The sequence below is a fragment of the Actinokineospora alba genome (assembly GCF_004362515.1).
GTDB lineage: Bacteria > Actinomycetota > Actinomycetes > Mycobacteriales > Pseudonocardiaceae > Actinokineospora > Actinokineospora alba.
In genome coordinates, this window is record NZ_SNXU01000001.1 from 348,144 (window position 1) to 364,996 (window position 16,853).

A 16,853-nucleotide genomic window follows, 5' to 3' on the forward strand; every position below is an offset into this window, starting at 1 on the left:
AGGCATGACTTTCTCCAGCGTCCGCGAAGGTGAGGCGTCGCGGGTCGCGGGGCCCGATGAGGGCATCTCGCTCGACGAGTTGCGGCTGGCCGCGCGCAACCACGGGATGCCGTTGGAGGCGCTGCGCTACGACCTGACGCCGCCGGGGCTGCACTACGTCCTGGTGCACTACGACATCCCCTTCGTCGACCCCGACACCTACCGGCTCACCGTGGACGGCCGGGTCGGCACCGCGCTGGAGTTCGACCTGGCGTCGCTGCGGGCGCGGCCGAAGGTGAACCTGACGGTCACCCTGGAGTGCGCGGGCAACGGGCGGGCCCGGCTGCACCCGCGGCCGGTGAGCCAGCCGTGGCTCGACGAGGCGGTCGGGACCGCGCGGTGGACCGGGACGCCGCTGGTCGACCTGCTCGCCGAGGCGGGGGTGCTGGAGGACGCGGTGGATGTCGCGTTCACCGGGCTTGATCACGGGACCGACCGGGGCGTAGAGCAGGACTACCAGCGCGGGCTGTCCCTGGCGGCCGCGGTCGGCCGGGACGTGCTGGTCGCCTACGAGATGAATGGTCAGCCGCTGCCACCGCAGCACGGCGCGCCGGTGCGGCTGATCGTGCCCGGGTGGTACGGGATGGCGAGCGTGAAGTGGCTGCGGCGGATCACCGTGCTGGACCACGAGTTCACCGGATTCCAGAACGCGACCGCGTACCGGATCAAGCACGACACCGGGGACGACGGCGAACCGGTGACGCGGATCAGGCCGCGGGCGCTGGTCGTGCCACCGGGCTTCCCGGACTTCATGACCCGGCGGCGGATCGTCGACGCCGGGCCGGTCGAGCTGTTCGGCCGGGCGTGGAGCGGGCAGGGGCCGGTGACGCGGGTCGAGGTCAGCGTCGACGGCGGGCAGACCTGGGCGAACGCGGCGCTCGGCAAGCAGGCGGGCAAGTACGCCTGGCGGCCGTGGACCTTCCGCTGGTCAGCGGTCCCGGGTGAGGTCGAGGTGCTGGTCCGGGCCGCGGACCGGCACGGGGTGCAGCCGGTCGAGCAACCGTGGAACACCCAGGGGATGGCCAACAACATGGCTCAGCGGGTGTCGGTGACCGTCCGCTGAGCCTCGCTACACCGCGCGCTCGGGTTCGATGTCGACGCGGCGCACGTCGGCGCCCAGGCGCTGCATGTTCTCCACGAACATGGGGTAGCCGCGGTCGATGTGGAAGACGTCCCACACCTCTGTGACGCCTTCCGCGCACAGGCCCGCCATGACCAGCCCCACCCCCGCGCGAATGTCCGACGCCCACACGGGCGCGCTCGACAGTCGTTCGACGCCGCGGATGACGGCGTGGTGGCCGTCGGTGCGGGCGTCCGCGCCGAGCCGGACCATTTCCTCCACGAAGCGGAAGCGGGCCTCGAAGAGGTTCTCGGTGATCATCGACGTCCCGTCCGCGACCGCGGTCAGGGCGATGGCGAAGGGCTGCAGGTCGGTGGCGAAGCCCGGGTAGGGCAGGGTCACGAAGTCGACCGCGGTGGGGCGTTCGTGCTGGACGACGCGGAAGCCGTCCTCGTAGATGGTGATTTCCGAGCCCGCGCTGCGCAGCTTCTCCAGGACCAGGTCCAGGTGGTGCGGGTTGACGCCCTTGACGGTGATGTCGCCACGGGTCATCGCGGCGGCGAAAGCCCAGGTGGCGCCCACGATCCGGTCGCCGACCACGCGGTGTTCGGTGGGCCGCAGCGACTCGACGCCGTGGACGGTCAGCGTCGACGTGCCCGCGCCCTCGACCTTGGCGCCCATCTGCTGCAGCATCAGGCACAGGTCGATGATCTCCGGCTCGCGCGCGGCGTTGTCGATGACCGTGACCCCGTCGGCCAGCACGGCGGCCATCAGGATGTTCTCGGTGGCGCCGACGCTGGGGAAGTCGAGCCAAATCTGCGCGCCGTGCAGGCCCTCGGCCTCGGCCACGACACAGCCGTGCTCGATCTCGCTGGTCGCGCCGAGCGAGCGCAGGCCGTTCTGGTGCATGTCCAGCGGCCGCGAGCCGATCGCGTCACCACCGGGCAGCGCGACGACGGCGCGCTTGCACCGGCCGACGAGCGGGCCCAGCACGCAGACCGACGCCCGCAGCTTGCCCATCGACGGCGAGTCGGCCCGGTAGTTCAGCTCCGCGGGGGTGGTGATCACCGCGCGGTCGCCCTCGAGGACCACCTCGCAGCCCAGGCTGCGCAGGACGTCGGCCATCAGGGGGACGTCGAGGATCTCCGGGCAGTTGGTCAGGGTGGTCGTGCCCTCGGCCAGCAGCGCCGCCGCCATCAGCTTGAGCACGCTGTTCTTGGCGCCGACAACCGCGACGTCGCCGACGAGCCGGGCGCCGCCGTGAACCTGGAAGTGCTCTGTCACGCGGGCAATGATGCCCCTACCGAACCCGCTCACCCCAGTCGGGTGGCCGGGCGGGTAATAGGCTGACGCCATGTCGGTTCACATCACGAGGGTCTACACCAAGGTCGGCGACAAAGGCACGACCGCGCTAGGCGACGGTTCGCGGGTGCCGAAGACGTCGGTCCGCCTCGCCGCCTACGCCGATGTGGACGAGGCCAACTCCTCCATCGGGGTGGCAATCGCCCTCGGCGGGCTGACCGACGAGGTCGCCGAGGTCCTGCGCGGCATCCAGAACGACCTGTTCGACGTCGGCGCCGACCTCTGCGCCCCGATCGTGCCGGACCCGCCGTACCCGCCGCTGCGCATCACCGAGGCGTACGTGACCCGGCTCGAAGGGTGGATCGACGACTTCAACGACCGCCTGGAGAAGCTGAACAGTTTCATTCTTCCCGGTGGAACCCCCGGCGCGGCCCTGCTGCACGTCGCCCGCACCGTCGCGCGGCGGGCGGAGCGCAACGCGTGGGCGCTCATCGAGGACGACGCCGAGCGGACGAACGTCCTGGCGGCGAAGTACCTCAACCGGCTGTCCGACCTGCTTTTCGTCCTCGCGCGCATCGCGAACCCGGACGGCGACGTGCTCTGGAAGCCCGGCGCGAACGGCTAGTCCGGTCGCGGGGGGCTGGTCCGCCTCCCCGGAATTTTAAGTGTTGGTCACCTGCCCTGTGATGGCCGGTTTGGTGCGAACCGTGGTCGGGTTTCGTCACGGTCCCCTTAGGTGCGGTCGGATGCGCGAAGGCCTGTCCCACCGACCGCATGTCCAGGAGGGTCGGCGGTTCGCGCCGCTCGAACCGGTACCTAAGGGGACCGTGACGAAACCCGACCACGGTTCGCACCAAACCGGCCCTCACAGGGCAGGTGACCAACACTTAAAATTCCGGGGAGGCGGGGCTGTCGCCGGGCCGTTCCCGATGCACGTCACCTACCGGTTCGACGAGCATCCCGAGGGGACACTCGCCAGCATCCGCATCCAGGGCGACGCGAGCGGCTACTACCGGTTCGTCGGCCCGCTCATGGCGCCGATGGTGCGCGGCAACCTCCGCAAGGACCTGCGAGACCTGGCGAGCAAGGTGTCCGGATAGCTGTCCGGGCTCAGGAGTAGCGGTGGCTCTTGGCCGCGTGCCCGCGCTCACGGGTACAGCTGCGTCCGCTGATCGCCCGATGGCCGCAGAGCGCCGCCTCCGCCACCTCGGTCACTTCGGCCGTCTCGGTCACCTTGGCCGTCTCGGCCACCTTGGCCGGTTCCACGTCGGTGGTACCTGGGGCGACCCGGGCCGGTTTGGCAGGCGGCCGCGGCGGCGTCGCGGCGACCGGCTTGGTTTCGCGGGCGGCAGTCCGCTGTGCGTAGCGCGCCTCGCGCAGGGCGCGAAGGTCGTCCGTCTTGCTCATCGTGGGCTCACCTCGCGAGCATAAGGGCCACCCACGACAAACCGGCTACAGGTGCAGGCCCGGCAGTTCGGCGAACCGGAACAAGGTGTCGACGTCGAACGTGTGATCGTCATCGGATCGGGCACCCGAGACGCCCTGGAAGCCCAGGTGGATCTCAGAGCCGTCCGGCCGCACCGCGTTCAGCTTCGCGGATCGGCTGCCGTCGGACAGCGTCACAGTGGCCTTGGTGCCATCGGGCAGGACCCGCGCCACGCAGGTCGTCTCCGGCCGCGCGCGCTCGGGCGGGGCGCAGCCGCCCACCTCCAGGCGGTCACCGGACCGCTGGAGCAACTCGTGCAGCTTCTTCCGATCCACGCGGGCCACCGAGGCCATCACGCCTGCCTGCCAGGAGCCCCCCGCGTCGATCATTGCGCCCTGCGCCGAGTACGTCTCGCCGTAGTCGACACCATGGAGCCGGTTGGGCCGCCAGCCGAACGGGCGGTCAAGCTTGATCGAGTGGGGCAGCACGGTCGACCCTTCGAGGACTCTCGTCAGGTCCCGCGAGTGCTCGGTCTCGATCGGTTCCGGGTGATCCGGGGCCGTCGTCATTCGGGGCGCGGCTGTGGACGGGCGTGGGTCGCGCACCACGCCGATCGCGAGGACGACGAGCGCGGCCGAGACCGTTGTCGCCAGGATCGCGAAGAGTAAGAGCCGTCGGCTGTATGACCGCATGTCGTCCCCCAGGGTGCGCAGTCAGATCATCGTGCCGGCTCGCGCCTTATCGGCGTCTCGGAACGCGCACTCTCGCCAGATCCGTGGCCACCACGATCTCGCCGTCGAACTCCGCCGCGGCTTCCTCGTGGAACAGGCTCAGATCGTCATAGCGCTGCGAGAAGTGGGTCAGCACCAGCGTCCGCACACCACTCTCCCGCGCGACCCGTGCGGCCTGCCGGGCCGTCAGGTGGGCGTGCTCCTCGGCCAGCGCCGCGTCCGCGTGCAGGTAGGTCGACTCGATCACCAGCAGGTCCGCGGCCTCGGCCAGGTCGTACACCGCGTCGCACAGGCGGGTGTCCATGACGAAGGCGAACCGCTGCCCGGGCTTCGGCTCGCTGACCCGCTCCAGCAGCTCCCCGCCTTCGCGTTGCAACGCGCCGACAGCGGGGCCGGTGATGCCGAACTCGGCCAGCTTCTCCGGCACCATCCGGCGGGAGTCGGGCTCACGCAGCTGGTAGCCGAAGGTCTCGATGCGATGGTCGAGCCGTCGCGCGTGCAGCTCGCCGAACGGGCCGGTCGCGATGACGCCCTCGGCCACCACGGGCTCCTCGCGGACCTGCGCGACCTCGTAGAACGAGCTGGCGCGCCGCAGGTTGGCGAAGTACTCCGCGCCCGACGCCGGGTAGTGGGCGACCACCTCGTGGGCCACGTTGTCGAGCGAGAGACGCTGCACGATGCCGGGGACGCCCAGGCAGTGGTCGCCGTGGAAGTGGGTCACGCACAGCCGGGTGATCGCGGTGACCGACACCCCGGCCAGCGCCATCTGCCGCTGCGTGCCCTCGCCGGGGTCGAACAGGAAGACGTCGTCGTCCCAGCGCAGGAAGTAGCCATTGTGGTTGCGCGCGCGGATCGGCACCTGGCTCGCGGTCCCGAGGACGACGAGTTCCCGCATGGACAAACTAGGACGCCCAGGGCAGCCGTCGGCCGGGGGGCGCGCTTTCCAGCCACGACAGGAAGCCGGTGAGCACGTCCGGCCCCATCGCGACCTCGACGCCGGGGGCCGCGCCGCCGTTGGCGTACTCGAAGCGCAGGACGCGGGAGCCGACCGGCATGTTGGGGGTCTCGCCGCGTTCGGGCTCGCGGCGGTGCACGATCTCGAGGCCGTCGCGACGCAGGACGCGGTCCGGGCCCTTGCGCAGGCTCAGCGCGCGGAACCAGGCGAACTCGTCGCCCTGGTAGCGGCCGACACCGAGGTGCCAGCCCTTGCCCGTGTCGTCGATGCGAGTGCGCAGGGCAACGTGAACGCCGCCCGCGCGAAGAAGGCGCAGGCGGCGCAGGACCAGCAGGACAAGGAAGGCGAACACGGCGGCGAGGACCAGCACGACCACATCGCTGATGTCCATCGGCCGCCCCCGCCCCCTATGCCGACATCAGGAAGACTGCTCGGCGGCGCGCACGCGGGCGGCTGCTCTCGCGCGCTCCTCGGCGTCGTCGGCGGTGAGTCCGGTGCGCGCCTTGGCCACGTCGATCTCACCCGCGAGCTCGGCGGACTCGGCCAGGATGCTCACCGAGTCACCCGTGACCGAGAGGAAGCCACCGTGCACCGCCGCCACGACCGCTTCGCCGTCGGTGGTGATGACCTTGACCACGCCACCCTCGACGAGCTGACCGAGCACGGGCTCGTGACCAGGCATGATGCCGATCTCACCCTCGGTGGTCTGCGCGCTGACGAACGAGCCGGTACCCGACCACAGGCGTCGTTCCACGGCGACCAGCTGGACGGACATCTCAGCCACGCTTATCTCCTTAGACTCACGGTTCTTGGGCAGTCTAGATGGTCGGTCGGCAACCTCCCCAGCCAGGCCGGTGTCAGTCTTTGCATGAGCCACTCCAATCACAGGCGGTGACCGACATCGAGGACACCGACTTCACCGACTTCGTGACGCACCGGTCGACGTCGCTGCTGCGCACGGCCTACCTGCTCTGCGGCGGCGACCGCGGCGCCGCGGAAGACCTGCTCCAGGACGTACTCGAACGCGTCTACGCCCGCCGCAAGCGGGTCAAGGGCAACCCGGAGCCGTACGTCCGGGCAGCGCTGGCCAACGCCTCGGCCAACCGCTGGCGACACCGGTCGCGCCGGGTGACCGAGACGACGCTGGAGCACGCCGCCGAACCGGGCGTGCGCGGCCATGAGGGCGGCGTCGCCGACCGGGACCAGATCGCCCGGGCGCTGGGGACGCTGCCGCCGCGAATGCGGGCCGTGCTGGTCTTGCGCTACTTCGACGACCTGTCCGAAGCCGACACCGCCGCCGCACTCGGGTGCGGCACCGGGACCGTCAAGAGCCAGACCTCGCGCGGCCTCGACCGCCTGCGCGCCCTGCTGGCCGAACCCGCGACGAAAGGATGAGCATGAACACCGACGACCTCACCCGCGCGTTGCGGGACGCCACCGACGACATCGAGCCCAGGAACAGCTTCACCACCGACGTGGTGCGCGGCGGCAAGCGCAGGCAGTTCCGCCGTCGAATGGCGGTCACCGGCACCCTCGCCTTCGTGATGGCCGCGGGTGTCGTGGTCTCCGTGGCGCCGTGGGCGCCGCCATCGCCCGCGATCACTGCCGCCGCCCCGAGCCCCTTGCTGACCGCGGCGACCCGCGGCGACCTGGCAGGCGACGCCGACTACCTGCGCGATGCGCGAACCGCGTTCGCCAAGGGCATGGCTGTGCTGCCGGACACCGGTCGGCCTGAAACCAGACTGATCGGCGAGCCACGCGTCTACTGGGCCGGAAACACTTCCGCGGGCAAAGTCGCCGTCGTCGTGCAGGAGCGAGAGAGGGAGCAAGGCAGCGTGATCTATCAACCCGATGGCAGCGTCATCGACGCCGGCTCGATCCAGCGGTTCACGATCGGCTTGGTCACGGGTGAATCGGCGACTTTGGTGAACAGTGCGTGGTCGTCGAGCCTCGACGACCCGGGAGCCCAAGGGTTTGCGTTCCTGTTCGGCCCGAGCGACCGGTACTCGATCGCTTTCAGCGGTGGCGCGCCGCTGCACGTGTCTCCTGAATGGAAGATCGGCGACGACGGTCGCGGCATCCGCGAGTGGACGCCGATGAAGGACCTGGACGGGATGTCGTTCAACGCGTTCCCACAGCCGGTGCGTGGCGCCGACGTCCGAGTGATTCGGGCGAAGGACCCCGCGACCGCGGGTAACGAGGAGGGCTTGAACACCCTCCCCGCCTCCCTCTACGCGGAGGGCTTCGACCGGCAGAGCAAGCCGATCCCCCGCCGCACGATGGACTGGCCGCAGAACCAGCCGCTCCGCGCGGGCGGGACCAAGGCCGCTCCGCTGACCGGCGATCTGGATGTGGGGAGCGAGCTCCAGGCGGCGGGCTACGGCGATCCATTCGCCCGGGTGGGCGTGATCGGGTTCGAGGTGATCGCCGACCTGCCAGGCGGTGGGAGCGTCGTGGGCGTGGAGTACGTGCCCAACCACACGGGCAGCAGGCTCTACCTCGGCTACCGCGACGCGACCGGCAAGGTGACGAAGTGGGCGTACGGAGGGCAGCTGCACGCGCAGGAACCACTGCCCGTCAAGGTGAAGCTGGAGAACGGCCAGGGCACGCTCGTCGCGGCACGCGGGGCGAACCTGCTCTACCGGACCACCACGGACGGCCCGTGGACCGACGCGGGCAAAGACGCCGCGCTGGTCCCCGCGAACGCCACCCAGGTCAAGGTGACCAGGGACGGCCAGGAGTCCATTTTCGAAGTCACGCTCTGAGATAGCCGAAAGGGCCGGTGTCCGCAGTGGACACCGGCCCTTTCGTCGTGCTTGACGGCAGTTACTTCTTCTTGCCGGTGAGCTCGTGGTACTTGCGCTCCAGGTCGTCCAGGCCACCGATCGAGAGGAAGGCCTGCTCCGGAACGTGGTCGTACTCGCCCTTCGCGACCTTGTCGAAGGCCTCGATGGTGTCGGCGAGCTTGACGAACGAGCCGACCTCGCCGGTGAACTTCTCCGCGACGAAGAAGTTCTGCGAGAGGAAACGCTCGATGCGACGGGCGCGGTTGACCGTCACCTTGTCCTCTTCGGACAGCTCGTCCATACCGAGGATCGCGATGATGTCCTGCAGTTCCTTGTACTTCTGCAGGATCCGCTTGACCTCCTGCGCCACCCGGTAGTGCTCGTCGCCCACGATGGACGGGTCGAGGATTCGGGAGGACGAGGTCAGCGGGTCGACCGCCGGGTAGATGCCCTTCTGGGAGATCGGACGGGAAAGCTCCGTCGTCGCGTCCAGGTGGGCGAAGGTCGTCGCCGGGGCCGGGTCGGTGTAGTCGTCGGCGGGGACGTAGATCGCCTGCAGCGAGGTGATCGAGCGACCACGCGTCGAGGTGATGCGCTCCTGCAGTTCACCCATCTCGTCGGCCAGCGTCGGCTGGTAACCCACGGCCGAAGGCATACGACCCAGCAGGGTCGAGACCTCGGAACCGGCCTGGGTGAACCGGAAGATGTTGTCGATGAACAGCAGCACGTCCTGCTTCTGCACATCGCGGAAGTACTCCGCCATGGTCAGGGCCGACAGGGCGACGCGCATACGGGTGCCCGGGGGCTCGTCCATCTGGCCGAAGACGAGCGCGGTGTCCGGGAGAACACCCATCTCTTCCATTTCCAGGAAGAGGTCGGTGCCCTCACGGGTGCGCTCACCGACACCGGCGAACACGGACGTACCACCGAAGTTGCGGGCGATACGGGTGATCATCTCCTGGATGAGCACCGTCTTGCCGACACCGGCACCACCGAACAGACCGATCTTGCCACCCTCGACGTACGGGGTGAGCAGGTCCAGGACCTTGACGCCGGTCTCCAGCATCTTGGTCTTGCCCTCGAGCTGGTCGAAGGCCGGGGGACGGCGGTGGATGCGCCAGCGCTCGGCGTCCGCGGCGTGGCCCGGCTTGTCGAGGCAGTCACCCAGGGCGTTGAACACGTGGCCCTTGACGACGTCGCCGACGGGCACCGAGATGCCCTCGCCGGTGTCGAGCACCGGGGCGCCACGCACGAGGCCGTCCTGCGGCGCCATCGAGATGCAGCGCACCAGGTTGTCGCCGAGGTGCTGGGCGACCTCGAGGGTGATGGTCTTCTTCATCGACTCGAGGGCGACCTCGACCTTGAGCGCGTTGAAGAGCTCCGGCACGGAGTCCCGGGGGAACTCCACGTCAACGACGGGGCCGATCACCCGGACGACGCGACCGGTTGCGGTCTTGGGTTCCTGAATGGCGGTCATTAGTCATCACTTCCTGCGGCAGCGGCGAGCGCTTCCACGCCACCGACGATCTCGCTGATCTCCTGGGTGATCTGCGCCTGGCGAACCTGGTTGGCCACTCGCGTGAAGCTCTTGACCAACTCGTCGGCGTTGTCTGTCGCCGCCTTCATCGCCGTGCGTCGAGCCGCGGACTCGGAGGCCGCCGACTCGAGCAGTGCCGCGTAGATCCGGGTGTTGATGTACTTCGGCAGCAGATTGCCGAGCAGCGTCTCCGCGCTCGGTTCGAAAGCGTACGCCGACTTCAGCTCGGCGCGAGCCGCGGCGGCCTCCTCCTCGGAGGAGTACTCGACCTCCAGCGGGGCGACCCGCTTGGCGACCGGACGCTGCGTGAGCATCGAGACGAACTCGGTGTAGACGACGTGCAGCTCGTCGACACCGAGGATGCCGTCGGCACCCGCGTTATCGCCCTCGTCGTCGGCGCCCGCGAGGAACGCGTCGATGAGGGTCTCGCCCGCCTCGGCCGCGTTGACGTAGCTCGGCTTCTCGGAGAAGCCGGTCCAGCTCTGCGCGACCGGGCGCTGACGGAACCGGTAGAAGTTCAGTCCCTTGCGGCCGATCACGAAGAGCACCGGGGTCTTGCCCTGCTCGCGCAGCAGCGCCTGCAGTTCCTCGGCCGCCTTGATGGCGTTGGCGTTGTAACCGCCGCACAGGCCGCGGTCGCTGGTGATCAGCAGCACGCCTGCCCGCTTCGCGGTGGACCGCTCCACGAGCAGCGGCGAGTCCAGGTTGGCCGCCGCGCCCGCGAGGGCGGTCAGCACATGCGTGATCTCGTCCGCGTACGGCTTGGACTGCGCGACCCGGGCCTGCGCCTTGCTGATGCGCGAGGTCGCGATCAGCTCCTGTGCCTTGAAGATCTTCTTGAAGGACTGGGCAGACTTGATCCGCTGTCGGATTTCCCGAAGTTGCGCCATGGCTTACCCGGTCACTTCTTCGGGGCGGTCTTGGCGACCTTGATGGTCTCCTGGCCGACCGCGGCCGCGTCCATGGCCTCGGCCTCGGCGTCCTTCACCACGACCGACGAGCCGTCGGAGGCGGTGAAGTTCTCCTTGAAGGCCTCGACCGCGTTGACCAGGCGCTCCTCGTTGTCGTCCGAGAGAACCTTGTTCACCCGGATCTCGTCGAGGATGCCCGCGTTGCGGTGGCGCAGGTTCTCCAGCAGCTCCGACTCGAAGCGGCGCACGTCGGCGACCGGCACGGAGTCGAGGTAGCCCTTGGTGCCGATGTAGATCGACACGACCTGCTCCTCGACCGGCATCGGCGAGAACTGGCCCTGCTTGAGCAGCTCCATCATCCGGGTGCCGCGGGCGAGCTGGGCCTTGGAGGTGGCGTCGAGGTCGGAGGCGAAGGCGGCGAACGCCTCCAGCTCGCGGTACTGCGCCAGCTCCAGACGCAAGGTGCCGGAGATCTTCTTCATCGCCTTGGTCTGGGCGGCGCCACCGACACGGGAGACCGAGGTACCCACGTTGATGGCCGGGCGCTGACCGGAGTTGAAGAGGTCGGACTCCAGGAAGCACTGGCCGTCGGTGATCGAGATGACGTTGGTGGGGATGTAGGCCGAGATGTCGTTGGCCTTCGTCTCGATGATCGGCAGACCGGTCATCGAGCCACCGCCGAGCTCGTCGGACAGCTTCGCGCAGCGCTCCAGCAGACGGGAGTGCAAGTAGAAGACGTCGCCCGGGTAGGCCTCACGGCCCGGCGGACGGCGCAGCAGCAGCGAGATGGCGCGGTAGGCCTCGGCCTGCTTGGTCAGGTCGTCGAAGATGATCAGGACGTGCTTGCCCTGGTACATCCAGTGCTGACCCAGCGCGGAGCCGGTGTAGGGCGCGAGCCACTTGAAGCCTGCCGAGTCGGACGCGGGAGCGGCCACGATGGTGGTGTACTCCAGCGCGCCCGCCTCCTCCAGCGCGGTCTTGACGCCCGCGATGGTGGAGCCCTTCTGGCCGATGGCGACGTAGATGCAGCGGACCTGCTGCTTCGGGTCGCCGGTCTCCCAGGCCTTCTTCTGGTTGATGATGGTGTCGACGCAGACCGTGGTCTTGCCGGTCTTGCGGTCACCGATGATCAGCTGGCGCTGGCCGCGGCCGATCGGGGTCATCGAGTCGACGGCCTTGAGGCCGGTCTGCAGCGGCTCCTCGACGGGCTGGCGCTGCACGACCGTGGCGGCCTGCAGTTCCAGTGCGCGCTGCTCCTCGGCGACGATCTCGCCGAGACCGTCGATCGGGGCGCCCAGGGGGTCGATGACGCGACCCAGGAAGGCGTCGCCGACCGGAACGGACAGCACGCGTCCGGTCCGCTTGACCTCCTGGCCTTCCTCGATCTTGTCGTACTCACCGAGGATCGCGGCACCGATCTCGCGCGCGTCCAGGTTCAGCGCGACGCCGAGTACCCCGCCCGCGAACTCCAGCAGCTCGTTGGCCATGGCCGAGGGCAGGCCCTCGACGTGGGCGATGCCGTCGCCGGTGTCGGAAACCGTTCCGACCTCTTCCCGGTTGACGTCCGGGGAGTAGCTGGAGACGTAGTTTTCGATCGCACTGCGGATCTCGTCCGACGAGATCGTCAGCTCCGCCATGTCGTTCCTGCTCTCGCTTCGTTTCTTTGTGGAAAGTTCTAGGGGTTCAGCCGGCCAGCTTGCGCCGGAGCGCTTCAAGCCGTCCAGCTGTGGAGCCGTCGATGACCTCGTCGCCGACCTTGACGACCAGTCCGCCGCCGAGCGACTCGTCGACCTCGACGTGCAGGCCGATCGGGCGGCCGTAGATCCGCTGCAGAGACGCGGTGAGGCGCTCCTGCTGCTCGGCCGACAGCGGCCCGGCGGAGATCACGTGCGCCACCGAGCGCTCGCGCCGCTTGGCCGCCTCGCTCGCGAGGTTCTCCAGACCCTCGACGACCGTGCGGCCGCGGGGCTGGCCGACCAGGTTCGCGACCAGGGTCGCGGTGGTCGGGTCGACCTTGCCGTCGATCAGCCCGTTGATCAGGCTGAGCTTGCCTTCGACAGCCGCCGTCCGGTCGGACAGCGCCTGCTCCAGCTCGGTCTGGTCGGCGATGATGCGGCCGAGGCGGAACAGCTCGTCCTCGACCGCGTCCAGGCGCCCGTCGCGCTCGGCCCGCACCAGCAGCGCGGTCGTCGCCAGCGACTCGATGCCGTCGACGAGTTCCCGCGGGCTCGACCAGCGGGCACTGACGGCCGCGACGGTCACCTGCAGGGTGTCGTCGGCGACCTTGCCGCCGAGCAGGTCCCGGACCAGCCGCTCACGGGCGGCCGGGTCGGTCGAGGAGTCGGCCAGCGTGCGACGCAGGCCGATCTCCCGGTCGAGCAACCCGGCGACCGCGAACAGCTCCTCGCCCAGGGGCCCGGCAGCGGCTGCGGCGGTTCCCTCAACGACATCGAGCAACTTCAGCTCGACGGCGGCGAGAGCTTCCCGGCTCGCGGCTTGGAATGTCATCTCAGGCGTCCCCTAGTTCTTCGCGGGCGCCGAGACGGCGTCGAGCTCGGAGAGGAAGCGGTCCACGGTGCCGCGGCGCCGCGTCTCGTCCTCAAGCGACTCGCCCACCACTCGGCTGGCCAGCTCGACGGCGTGGCGACCGAGGTCCGCACGCAGCTCGGCGACGATCTGCGCGCGCTGGGCCTCGAGCTGAGCCGTGCCCTGAGCCACGATGCGGGCGGACTCGGCCTGGGCCTGGGCGCGCAGCTCTTCCTTGATCTGCTCTGCCTCGGCACGGGCGTCGTCCCGGATCCGGGCCGACTCGGCACGGGCCTCGGCGAGCTGCGCCTTGTACTGCTGCAGCGCCTGCTCGGCCTCGGCCTGAGCCTTCTCCGCCTTCTCGATGCCGCCTTCGATCTTCGCCGTGCGCTCGGTGTAGAGCTTCTCGAACCGAGGCGCGACGAACTTCGAGATCACGAACAGCAGCAGCAGGAAAGCCACCAGACCGAGAATGACCTCGGCGATGTGCGGCATGACCGGGCTGGGCCCTTCGGCGGCCAGATACATCACAGACTTCACCACGTCGTCTCCCAAACGAAGAAAGGCTGGATCAGCCGCCGGCGATGAAGTAGACGACCAGGCCGATCAGGGCGAGCACCTCGACGAGGACGAAGGTCGTCCAGGCGATGCCCATGAGCTTGCTCTGGGCCTCCGGCTGACGGGCGGTGCCGTTGATGACGGCAGCCCAGATCAGACCGACGCCGATGCCGGGGCCGATGGCGCCAAGGCCGTAGCCGATCGCCGCGAGGCCGCTGTTGATGTTGGCGGCGTCCTGAGCGAGAACCATTGCGCTCACTTGTGTATCCCTTTCCAACTCGGTCCGCGGGTACCCGCGGATCGGGGGCTTTCGTTTCCCTTAGTGGTCTTCGGCGAGCGCGCGGCCGATGAAGCTGGCCGACAGCAGCGCGAAGATGTACGCCTGCAGAACCTGGATGAACGCCTCGAGGAAGGTCATCGCGATGGCCATCGCCCAGGAGATCAACGACACCGGCTTGAGCGGCACCGAGGCGTGCAGGAGCAGGTACTCACCACCAAGGGTGAACACCAGCAGAATGAGGTGACCGGCGAACATGGCGGCGAACACTCGGATCGCCAGCGTGATCGGGTCCATGAAGAACTTGAGGAAGAACTCGATCGGGGTGAGCAGGATGTAGACCGGCTTCGGGACACCCGCGGGAAGCAACTGGTTCTTCAGGTAGCGGCCGAGGCCGAACTTCTTGATACCCACGAAGTGGTAGACGGGAAAGACCACCAGGAGGGCGAGGGCCAGCGGGAAGCCGATCTTCGCCATCGTCGGGAACTGGATGATCGGAATGATCCCGTACAGGTTGTTCACCAGGATGAAGGTGAACAGCGTGAGAATCAGCGGGATGAACGGCTTGAACTCTTTCGAGCCGATCTGGTCCCGGGTGATGTTGTTGCGGCTGAAGTCGTAGACCGACTCGGCGGCGAACTGCCACTTGGTCGGGACGATCTTCATGTTGCGCGACGTAATGAGGAAGAAAGCGGAGACGATGACGATGGACAGAACCATCAAGACCATCGGCTTCGTGACCTCGCCGAAAATCGGCGGTAGGAAAAAGTCCTTAACACCGGGGGGCGCGAACTTGTCACCCTCGGCCAGCAGCCTGCCCAACTGTGGGCTCCTTCCGGTTCTCCCGGCCGGCGTTCACTCCGCCGGGGGAATCGTCACGATCAGGACGTAACGTACCTGACTATCTTGGCTTGTCTTCAGGCGGCTACCCGGTTCGCGCAGCGCCATGACGGCATGCGCGTAACACGGCCACCCCGCCGTCCGTGGCGAACCATATCAGGGGTGTCGGGCTCACCTGACAGGCGTACTGGGTGAGCAGTGAACTACTTCTCACCAGCGGGAATGATGGTCGGCAGCTTCGTCCGCCGGAACGCCATGGCCTCGGCTCCCGCGGCCACGAGCACCACCGCCACCATGGTCAGCGCCAACGAGATCCGATGCAGGGCCTCGACGTTGCGCAAAGCGGTCATGACCAGCAGCAATATGAACAGCTTGGCCACGAAACCGCCCAGCGAGGCGGCCATGCCGATATGCGGCCCGTGCGCGGCGGATTTGCGCATTAGGAACAACGTCAGCAGCGAAGACGCGCACGCCAGCGCGCCGCCGACAAGGGCACCAAGCGCACCCGGAGTGCCTTTGAGTATGCCGAAGATCACTACACCTACCACGACCGTGGCGATCGAAGGCCACAGCGCGTAACGGAACATCGCCTCCGCCAGCGTGCGAAGCGCCCGCGCGTGCGGATCGATTTCCGGGGTCTGCTGCTGCTCGTTGTCGCTCATCGAGACCTGAGTCTAGGGATGGCGGAGACGATCACCGCGACCAGGACGCCGATGCCCATTCCCCAGGCGACGATGAATGCGTCGAATAGGGAGACCGACACCGCGCCGAAAGCGATCACCGCGGCCCACAAATAGATGAGCAGGACCGCCCGGCGCTGGGAGTGGCCAATTTCCAGCAGGCGGTGGTGCAGGTGCATCTTGTCCGCGCTGAACGGGCTCTCCCCGCGGCGGGTGCGCCGGATGACGGCCATCAGCAGGTCGAGCAGCGGAATGAACAGCACCGCGGCGACGACCAGCAGCGGCGAGAACAGGGCGATGGAGTTCGTGGCGCCCTCGGTGGGCGTGGTCTTGCCGGACATCGTCGTGCTGGCCGTGGCCAGCATCAGACCGATGAGCATCGAACCCGAGTCGCCCATGAAGATGCGGGCGGGCTGGAAGTTGTGCGGCAGGAAGCCCAGGCAGGCGCCCGCGAGGGTGGCCGAGATCAGGATCGGCGGGTAGTTATTGACCGAGCCGCCGGACTGGTCGAGCAGGTGCAGGGAGAACGCGCAGGTGGCGACCGCGGCGATGAAGCCGATGCCGGAGGCCAGCCCGTCGAGGCCGTCGACGAAGTTCATCGCGTTGACCATGGTGACCACGAGCAGGATCGCCAGCAGGCCGCCCTGGTTCTGGTCGAGGATCAGCACGGTGCCGAAGTAGCCCCCGTCGCCGCCCCACGGCACCCACAGCACCATCCACTGGATGCCGAAGAGCACCAGGATGCCCGCGCTGGTCGTCTGCCCGGCCAGCTTGGTCAGCGAGTCGAGCTCGAACCGGTCGTCGAGGACACCGATGGCGACGATCAGGCCGCCGCCGATCAGCACGGCGATCGGGTCGAGCGCGAAGTCGAACGCGCGCCGCAGCACCGGCAGCTGGTGGGCGACCATCATGCCGCCGCAGATGCCCAGGTACATGGCCAGCCCGCCGAGGCGCGGCATGGGTACCACGTGCACATCGCGGGTGCGCGGGTAGGCGACCGCGCCGATGCGGATGGCGAAGAGCCGGACGAGTCCGGTCAGCAGGAAGGTCAGAGCCGCGGTGACCAGGGCGACCAACGCGAACTCGCGCACCGGCAGACCGGCCACGGCGTATCCCTCGGGAGGAATCACCCGTCGGCCCCTCGGTCCGGGCCCCAGAACGGAGTGGGCACGTCGGGTCGCATCTCCTAGTCAGGTCGACGTCATCGCGAGGTACATGACCATCG

At 68.6% G+C, this 16,853-nt stretch carries 20 protein-coding genes; 5 read left to right on the forward strand and 15 right to left on the reverse strand.

All coding sequences use genetic code 11. From position 1 onward, the window contains the following. Positions 1–4: 4 nt before the first annotated feature. The gene (locus C8E96_RS01620) at positions 5–1,102 is read left to right on the forward strand and encodes a sulfite oxidase (protein WP_091370520.1); all 1,098 of its coding nucleotides are present in this window, start codon (positions 5–7) and stop codon (positions 1,100–1,102) included. 6 nt (positions 1,103–1,108) lie between these two features. Here the strand turns inward: C8E96_RS01620 and murA are convergent, their stop codons facing one another. Further along, entirely contained in the window at positions 1,109–2,383 is a 1,275-nt protein-coding gene (gene murA, locus C8E96_RS01625; protein ID WP_091370519.1) for a UDP-N-acetylglucosamine 1-carboxyvinyltransferase, read from the reverse strand. A 70-nt stretch (positions 2,384–2,453) separates the two neighbouring features. Between murA and C8E96_RS01630 the strand changes: the two genes are divergently transcribed. Both C8E96_RS01630 and C8E96_RS33035 read left to right on the forward strand, forming a co-directional pair. After that, positions 2,454–3,026: a cob(I)yrinic acid a,c-diamide adenosyltransferase gene (locus tag C8E96_RS01630; RefSeq protein ID WP_091370517.1), complete on the forward strand. Its 573-nt coding sequence runs from the start codon at positions 2,454–2,456 to the stop codon at positions 3,024–3,026. Between the two features lie 304 nt (positions 3,027–3,330). Continuing rightward, positions 3,331–3,501: an SRPBCC family protein gene (locus C8E96_RS33035; protein ID WP_166657841.1), complete on the forward strand. Its 171-nt coding sequence runs from the start codon at positions 3,331–3,333 to the stop codon at positions 3,499–3,501. A gap of 10 nt (positions 3,502–3,511) precedes the next feature. Here the strand turns inward: C8E96_RS33035 and C8E96_RS01635 are convergent, their stop codons facing one another. From C8E96_RS01635 to C8E96_RS01655, 5 genes are read right to left on the reverse strand one after another with little or no spacing between them, the layout of a single operon-like run. Then, positions 3,512–3,808, reverse strand: coding sequence for a hypothetical protein (locus C8E96_RS01635; RefSeq protein ID WP_091370515.1), 297 nt, complete (start codon positions 3,806–3,808; stop codon positions 3,512–3,514). A gap of 45 nt (positions 3,809–3,853) precedes the next feature. After that, on the reverse strand, positions 3,854–4,519 hold the full coding sequence (locus tag C8E96_RS01640; RefSeq protein WP_091370513.1) for a hypothetical protein: 666 nt from the start codon (positions 4,517–4,519) through the stop codon (positions 3,854–3,856). 46 nt (positions 4,520–4,565) lie between these two features. Beyond that, entirely contained in the window at positions 4,566–5,459 is an 894-nt protein-coding gene (locus C8E96_RS01645; protein WP_228769677.1) for a ribonuclease Z, read from the reverse strand. Between the two features lies 1 nt (position 5,460). Continuing rightward, the gene (locus tag C8E96_RS01650; protein WP_091370509.1) at positions 5,461–5,904 is read right to left on the reverse strand and encodes a DUF2550 domain-containing protein; all 444 of its coding nucleotides are present in this window, start codon (positions 5,902–5,904) and stop codon (positions 5,461–5,463) included. A 27-nt stretch (positions 5,905–5,931) separates the two neighbouring features. Then, positions 5,932–6,297: a F0F1 ATP synthase subunit epsilon gene (locus C8E96_RS01655; protein WP_091370507.1), complete on the reverse strand. Its 366-nt coding sequence runs from the start codon at positions 6,295–6,297 to the stop codon at positions 5,932–5,934. 107 nt (positions 6,298–6,404) lie between these two features. Between C8E96_RS01655 and C8E96_RS01660 the strand changes: the two genes are divergently transcribed. Next, a complete protein-coding gene (locus C8E96_RS01660; protein WP_091370505.1) occupies positions 6,405–6,908 on the forward strand; it encodes a SigE family RNA polymerase sigma factor in 504 nt (167 codons plus the stop codon). A 2-nt stretch (positions 6,909–6,910) separates the two neighbouring features. Continuing rightward, positions 6,911–8,278 (forward strand): hypothetical protein, encoded by a 1,368-nt coding sequence (locus C8E96_RS01665; protein ID WP_091370503.1) that lies wholly within the window; start codon positions 6,911–6,913, stop codon positions 8,276–8,278. 61 nt (positions 8,279–8,339) lie between these two features. Here the strand turns inward: C8E96_RS01665 and atpD are convergent, their stop codons facing one another. From atpD to C8E96_RS01710, 9 genes are all read right to left on the reverse strand, one after another. Next, entirely contained in the window at positions 8,340–9,776 is a 1,437-nt protein-coding gene (gene atpD / locus C8E96_RS01670) for a F0F1 ATP synthase subunit beta (protein ID WP_091370500.1), read from the reverse strand. After that, positions 9,776–10,726, reverse strand: coding sequence for a F0F1 ATP synthase subunit gamma (locus C8E96_RS01675; protein ID WP_091370498.1), 951 nt, complete (start codon positions 10,724–10,726; stop codon positions 9,776–9,778). The genes atpD and C8E96_RS01675 overlap by 1 nt, the downstream gene beginning before the upstream one ends. An 11-nt stretch (positions 10,727–10,737) precedes the next feature. Next, positions 10,738–12,384: a F0F1 ATP synthase subunit alpha gene (gene atpA, locus C8E96_RS01680; protein WP_091370496.1), complete on the reverse strand. Its 1,647-nt coding sequence runs from the start codon at positions 12,382–12,384 to the stop codon at positions 10,738–10,740. A gap of 46 nt (positions 12,385–12,430) precedes the next feature. After that, positions 12,431–13,255 carry a F0F1 ATP synthase subunit delta gene (locus C8E96_RS01685; protein WP_091370494.1) on the reverse strand — a complete coding sequence of 275 codons (825 nt, stop codon included), beginning with the start codon at positions 13,253–13,255 and terminating at the stop codon, positions 12,431–12,433. A 12-nt stretch (positions 13,256–13,267) separates the two neighbouring features. After that, a complete protein-coding gene (locus tag C8E96_RS01690) occupies positions 13,268–13,801 on the reverse strand; it encodes a F0F1 ATP synthase subunit B (protein WP_091370492.1) in 534 nt (177 codons plus the stop codon). 43 nt (positions 13,802–13,844) lie between these two features. Continuing rightward, complete coding sequence (locus C8E96_RS01695) at positions 13,845–14,090, reverse strand: ATP synthase subunit c family protein (RefSeq protein ID WP_091370490.1); 246 nt, start codon at positions 14,088–14,090, stop codon at positions 13,845–13,847. A 60-nt stretch (positions 14,091–14,150) separates the two neighbouring features. Further along, on the reverse strand, positions 14,151–14,930 hold the full coding sequence (gene atpB, locus C8E96_RS01700; RefSeq protein WP_091370488.1) for a F0F1 ATP synthase subunit A: 780 nt from the start codon (positions 14,928–14,930) through the stop codon (positions 14,151–14,153). A gap of 221 nt (positions 14,931–15,151) precedes the next feature. After that, positions 15,152–15,610 carry a hypothetical protein gene (locus tag C8E96_RS01705; RefSeq protein WP_091370486.1) on the reverse strand — a complete coding sequence of 153 codons (459 nt, stop codon included), beginning with the start codon at positions 15,608–15,610 and terminating at the stop codon, positions 15,152–15,154. Beyond that, positions 15,607–16,755, reverse strand: a complete 1,149-nt coding sequence (locus tag C8E96_RS01710) for a glycosyltransferase family 4 protein (protein ID WP_176926728.1) — start codon at positions 16,753–16,755, stop codon at positions 15,607–15,609. The genes C8E96_RS01705 and C8E96_RS01710 overlap by 4 nt, the downstream gene beginning before the upstream one ends. Between the last annotated feature and the right edge of the window lie 98 nt (positions 16,756–16,853).

Bases quoted from the DNA above. Each gene is read 5' to 3' on its own strand.
- C8E96_RS01620 (WP_091370520.1), top strand. From the start codon at position 5: ATGACTTTCTCCAGCGTCCGCGAAGGTGAGGCGTCGCGGGTCGCGGGG.
- C8E96_RS01630 (WP_091370517.1), top strand. From the start codon at position 2,454: ATGTCGGTTCACATCACGAGGGTCTACACCAAGGTCGGCGACAAAGGC.
- C8E96_RS33035 (WP_166657841.1), top strand. From the start codon at position 3,331: ATGCACGTCACCTACCGGTTCGACGAGCATCCCGAGGGGACACTCGCC.
- C8E96_RS01635 (WP_091370515.1), bottom strand. From the start codon at position 3,808: ATGAGCAAGACGGACGACCTTCGCGCCCTGCGCGAGGCGCGCTACGCA.
- C8E96_RS01640 (WP_091370513.1), bottom strand. From the start codon at position 4,519: ATGCGGTCATACAGCCGACGGCTCTTACTCTTCGCGATCCTGGCGACA.
- C8E96_RS01650 (WP_091370509.1), bottom strand. From the start codon at position 5,904: ATGGACATCAGCGATGTGGTCGTGCTGGTCCTCGCCGCCGTGTTCGCC.
- C8E96_RS01665 (WP_091370503.1), top strand. From the start codon at position 6,911: ATGAACACCGACGACCTCACCCGCGCGTTGCGGGACGCCACCGACGAC.
- atpD (WP_091370500.1), bottom strand. From the start codon at position 9,776: ATGACCGCCATTCAGGAACCCAAGACCGCAACCGGTCGCGTCGTCCGG.
- C8E96_RS01675 (WP_091370498.1), bottom strand. From the start codon at position 10,726: ATGGCGCAACTTCGGGAAATCCGACAGCGGATCAAGTCTGCCCAGTCC.
- atpA (WP_091370496.1), bottom strand. From the start codon at position 12,384: ATGGCGGAGCTGACGATCTCGTCGGACGAGATCCGCAGTGCGATCGAA.
- C8E96_RS01685 (WP_091370494.1), bottom strand. From the start codon at position 13,255: ATGACATTCCAAGCCGCGAGCCGGGAAGCTCTCGCCGCCGTCGAGCTG.
- C8E96_RS01690 (WP_091370492.1), bottom strand. From the start codon at position 13,801: ATGTATCTGGCCGCCGAAGGGCCCAGCCCGGTCATGCCGCACATCGCC.
- C8E96_RS01705 (WP_091370486.1), bottom strand. From the start codon at position 15,610: ATGAGCGACAACGAGCAGCAGCAGACCCCGGAAATCGATCCGCACGCG.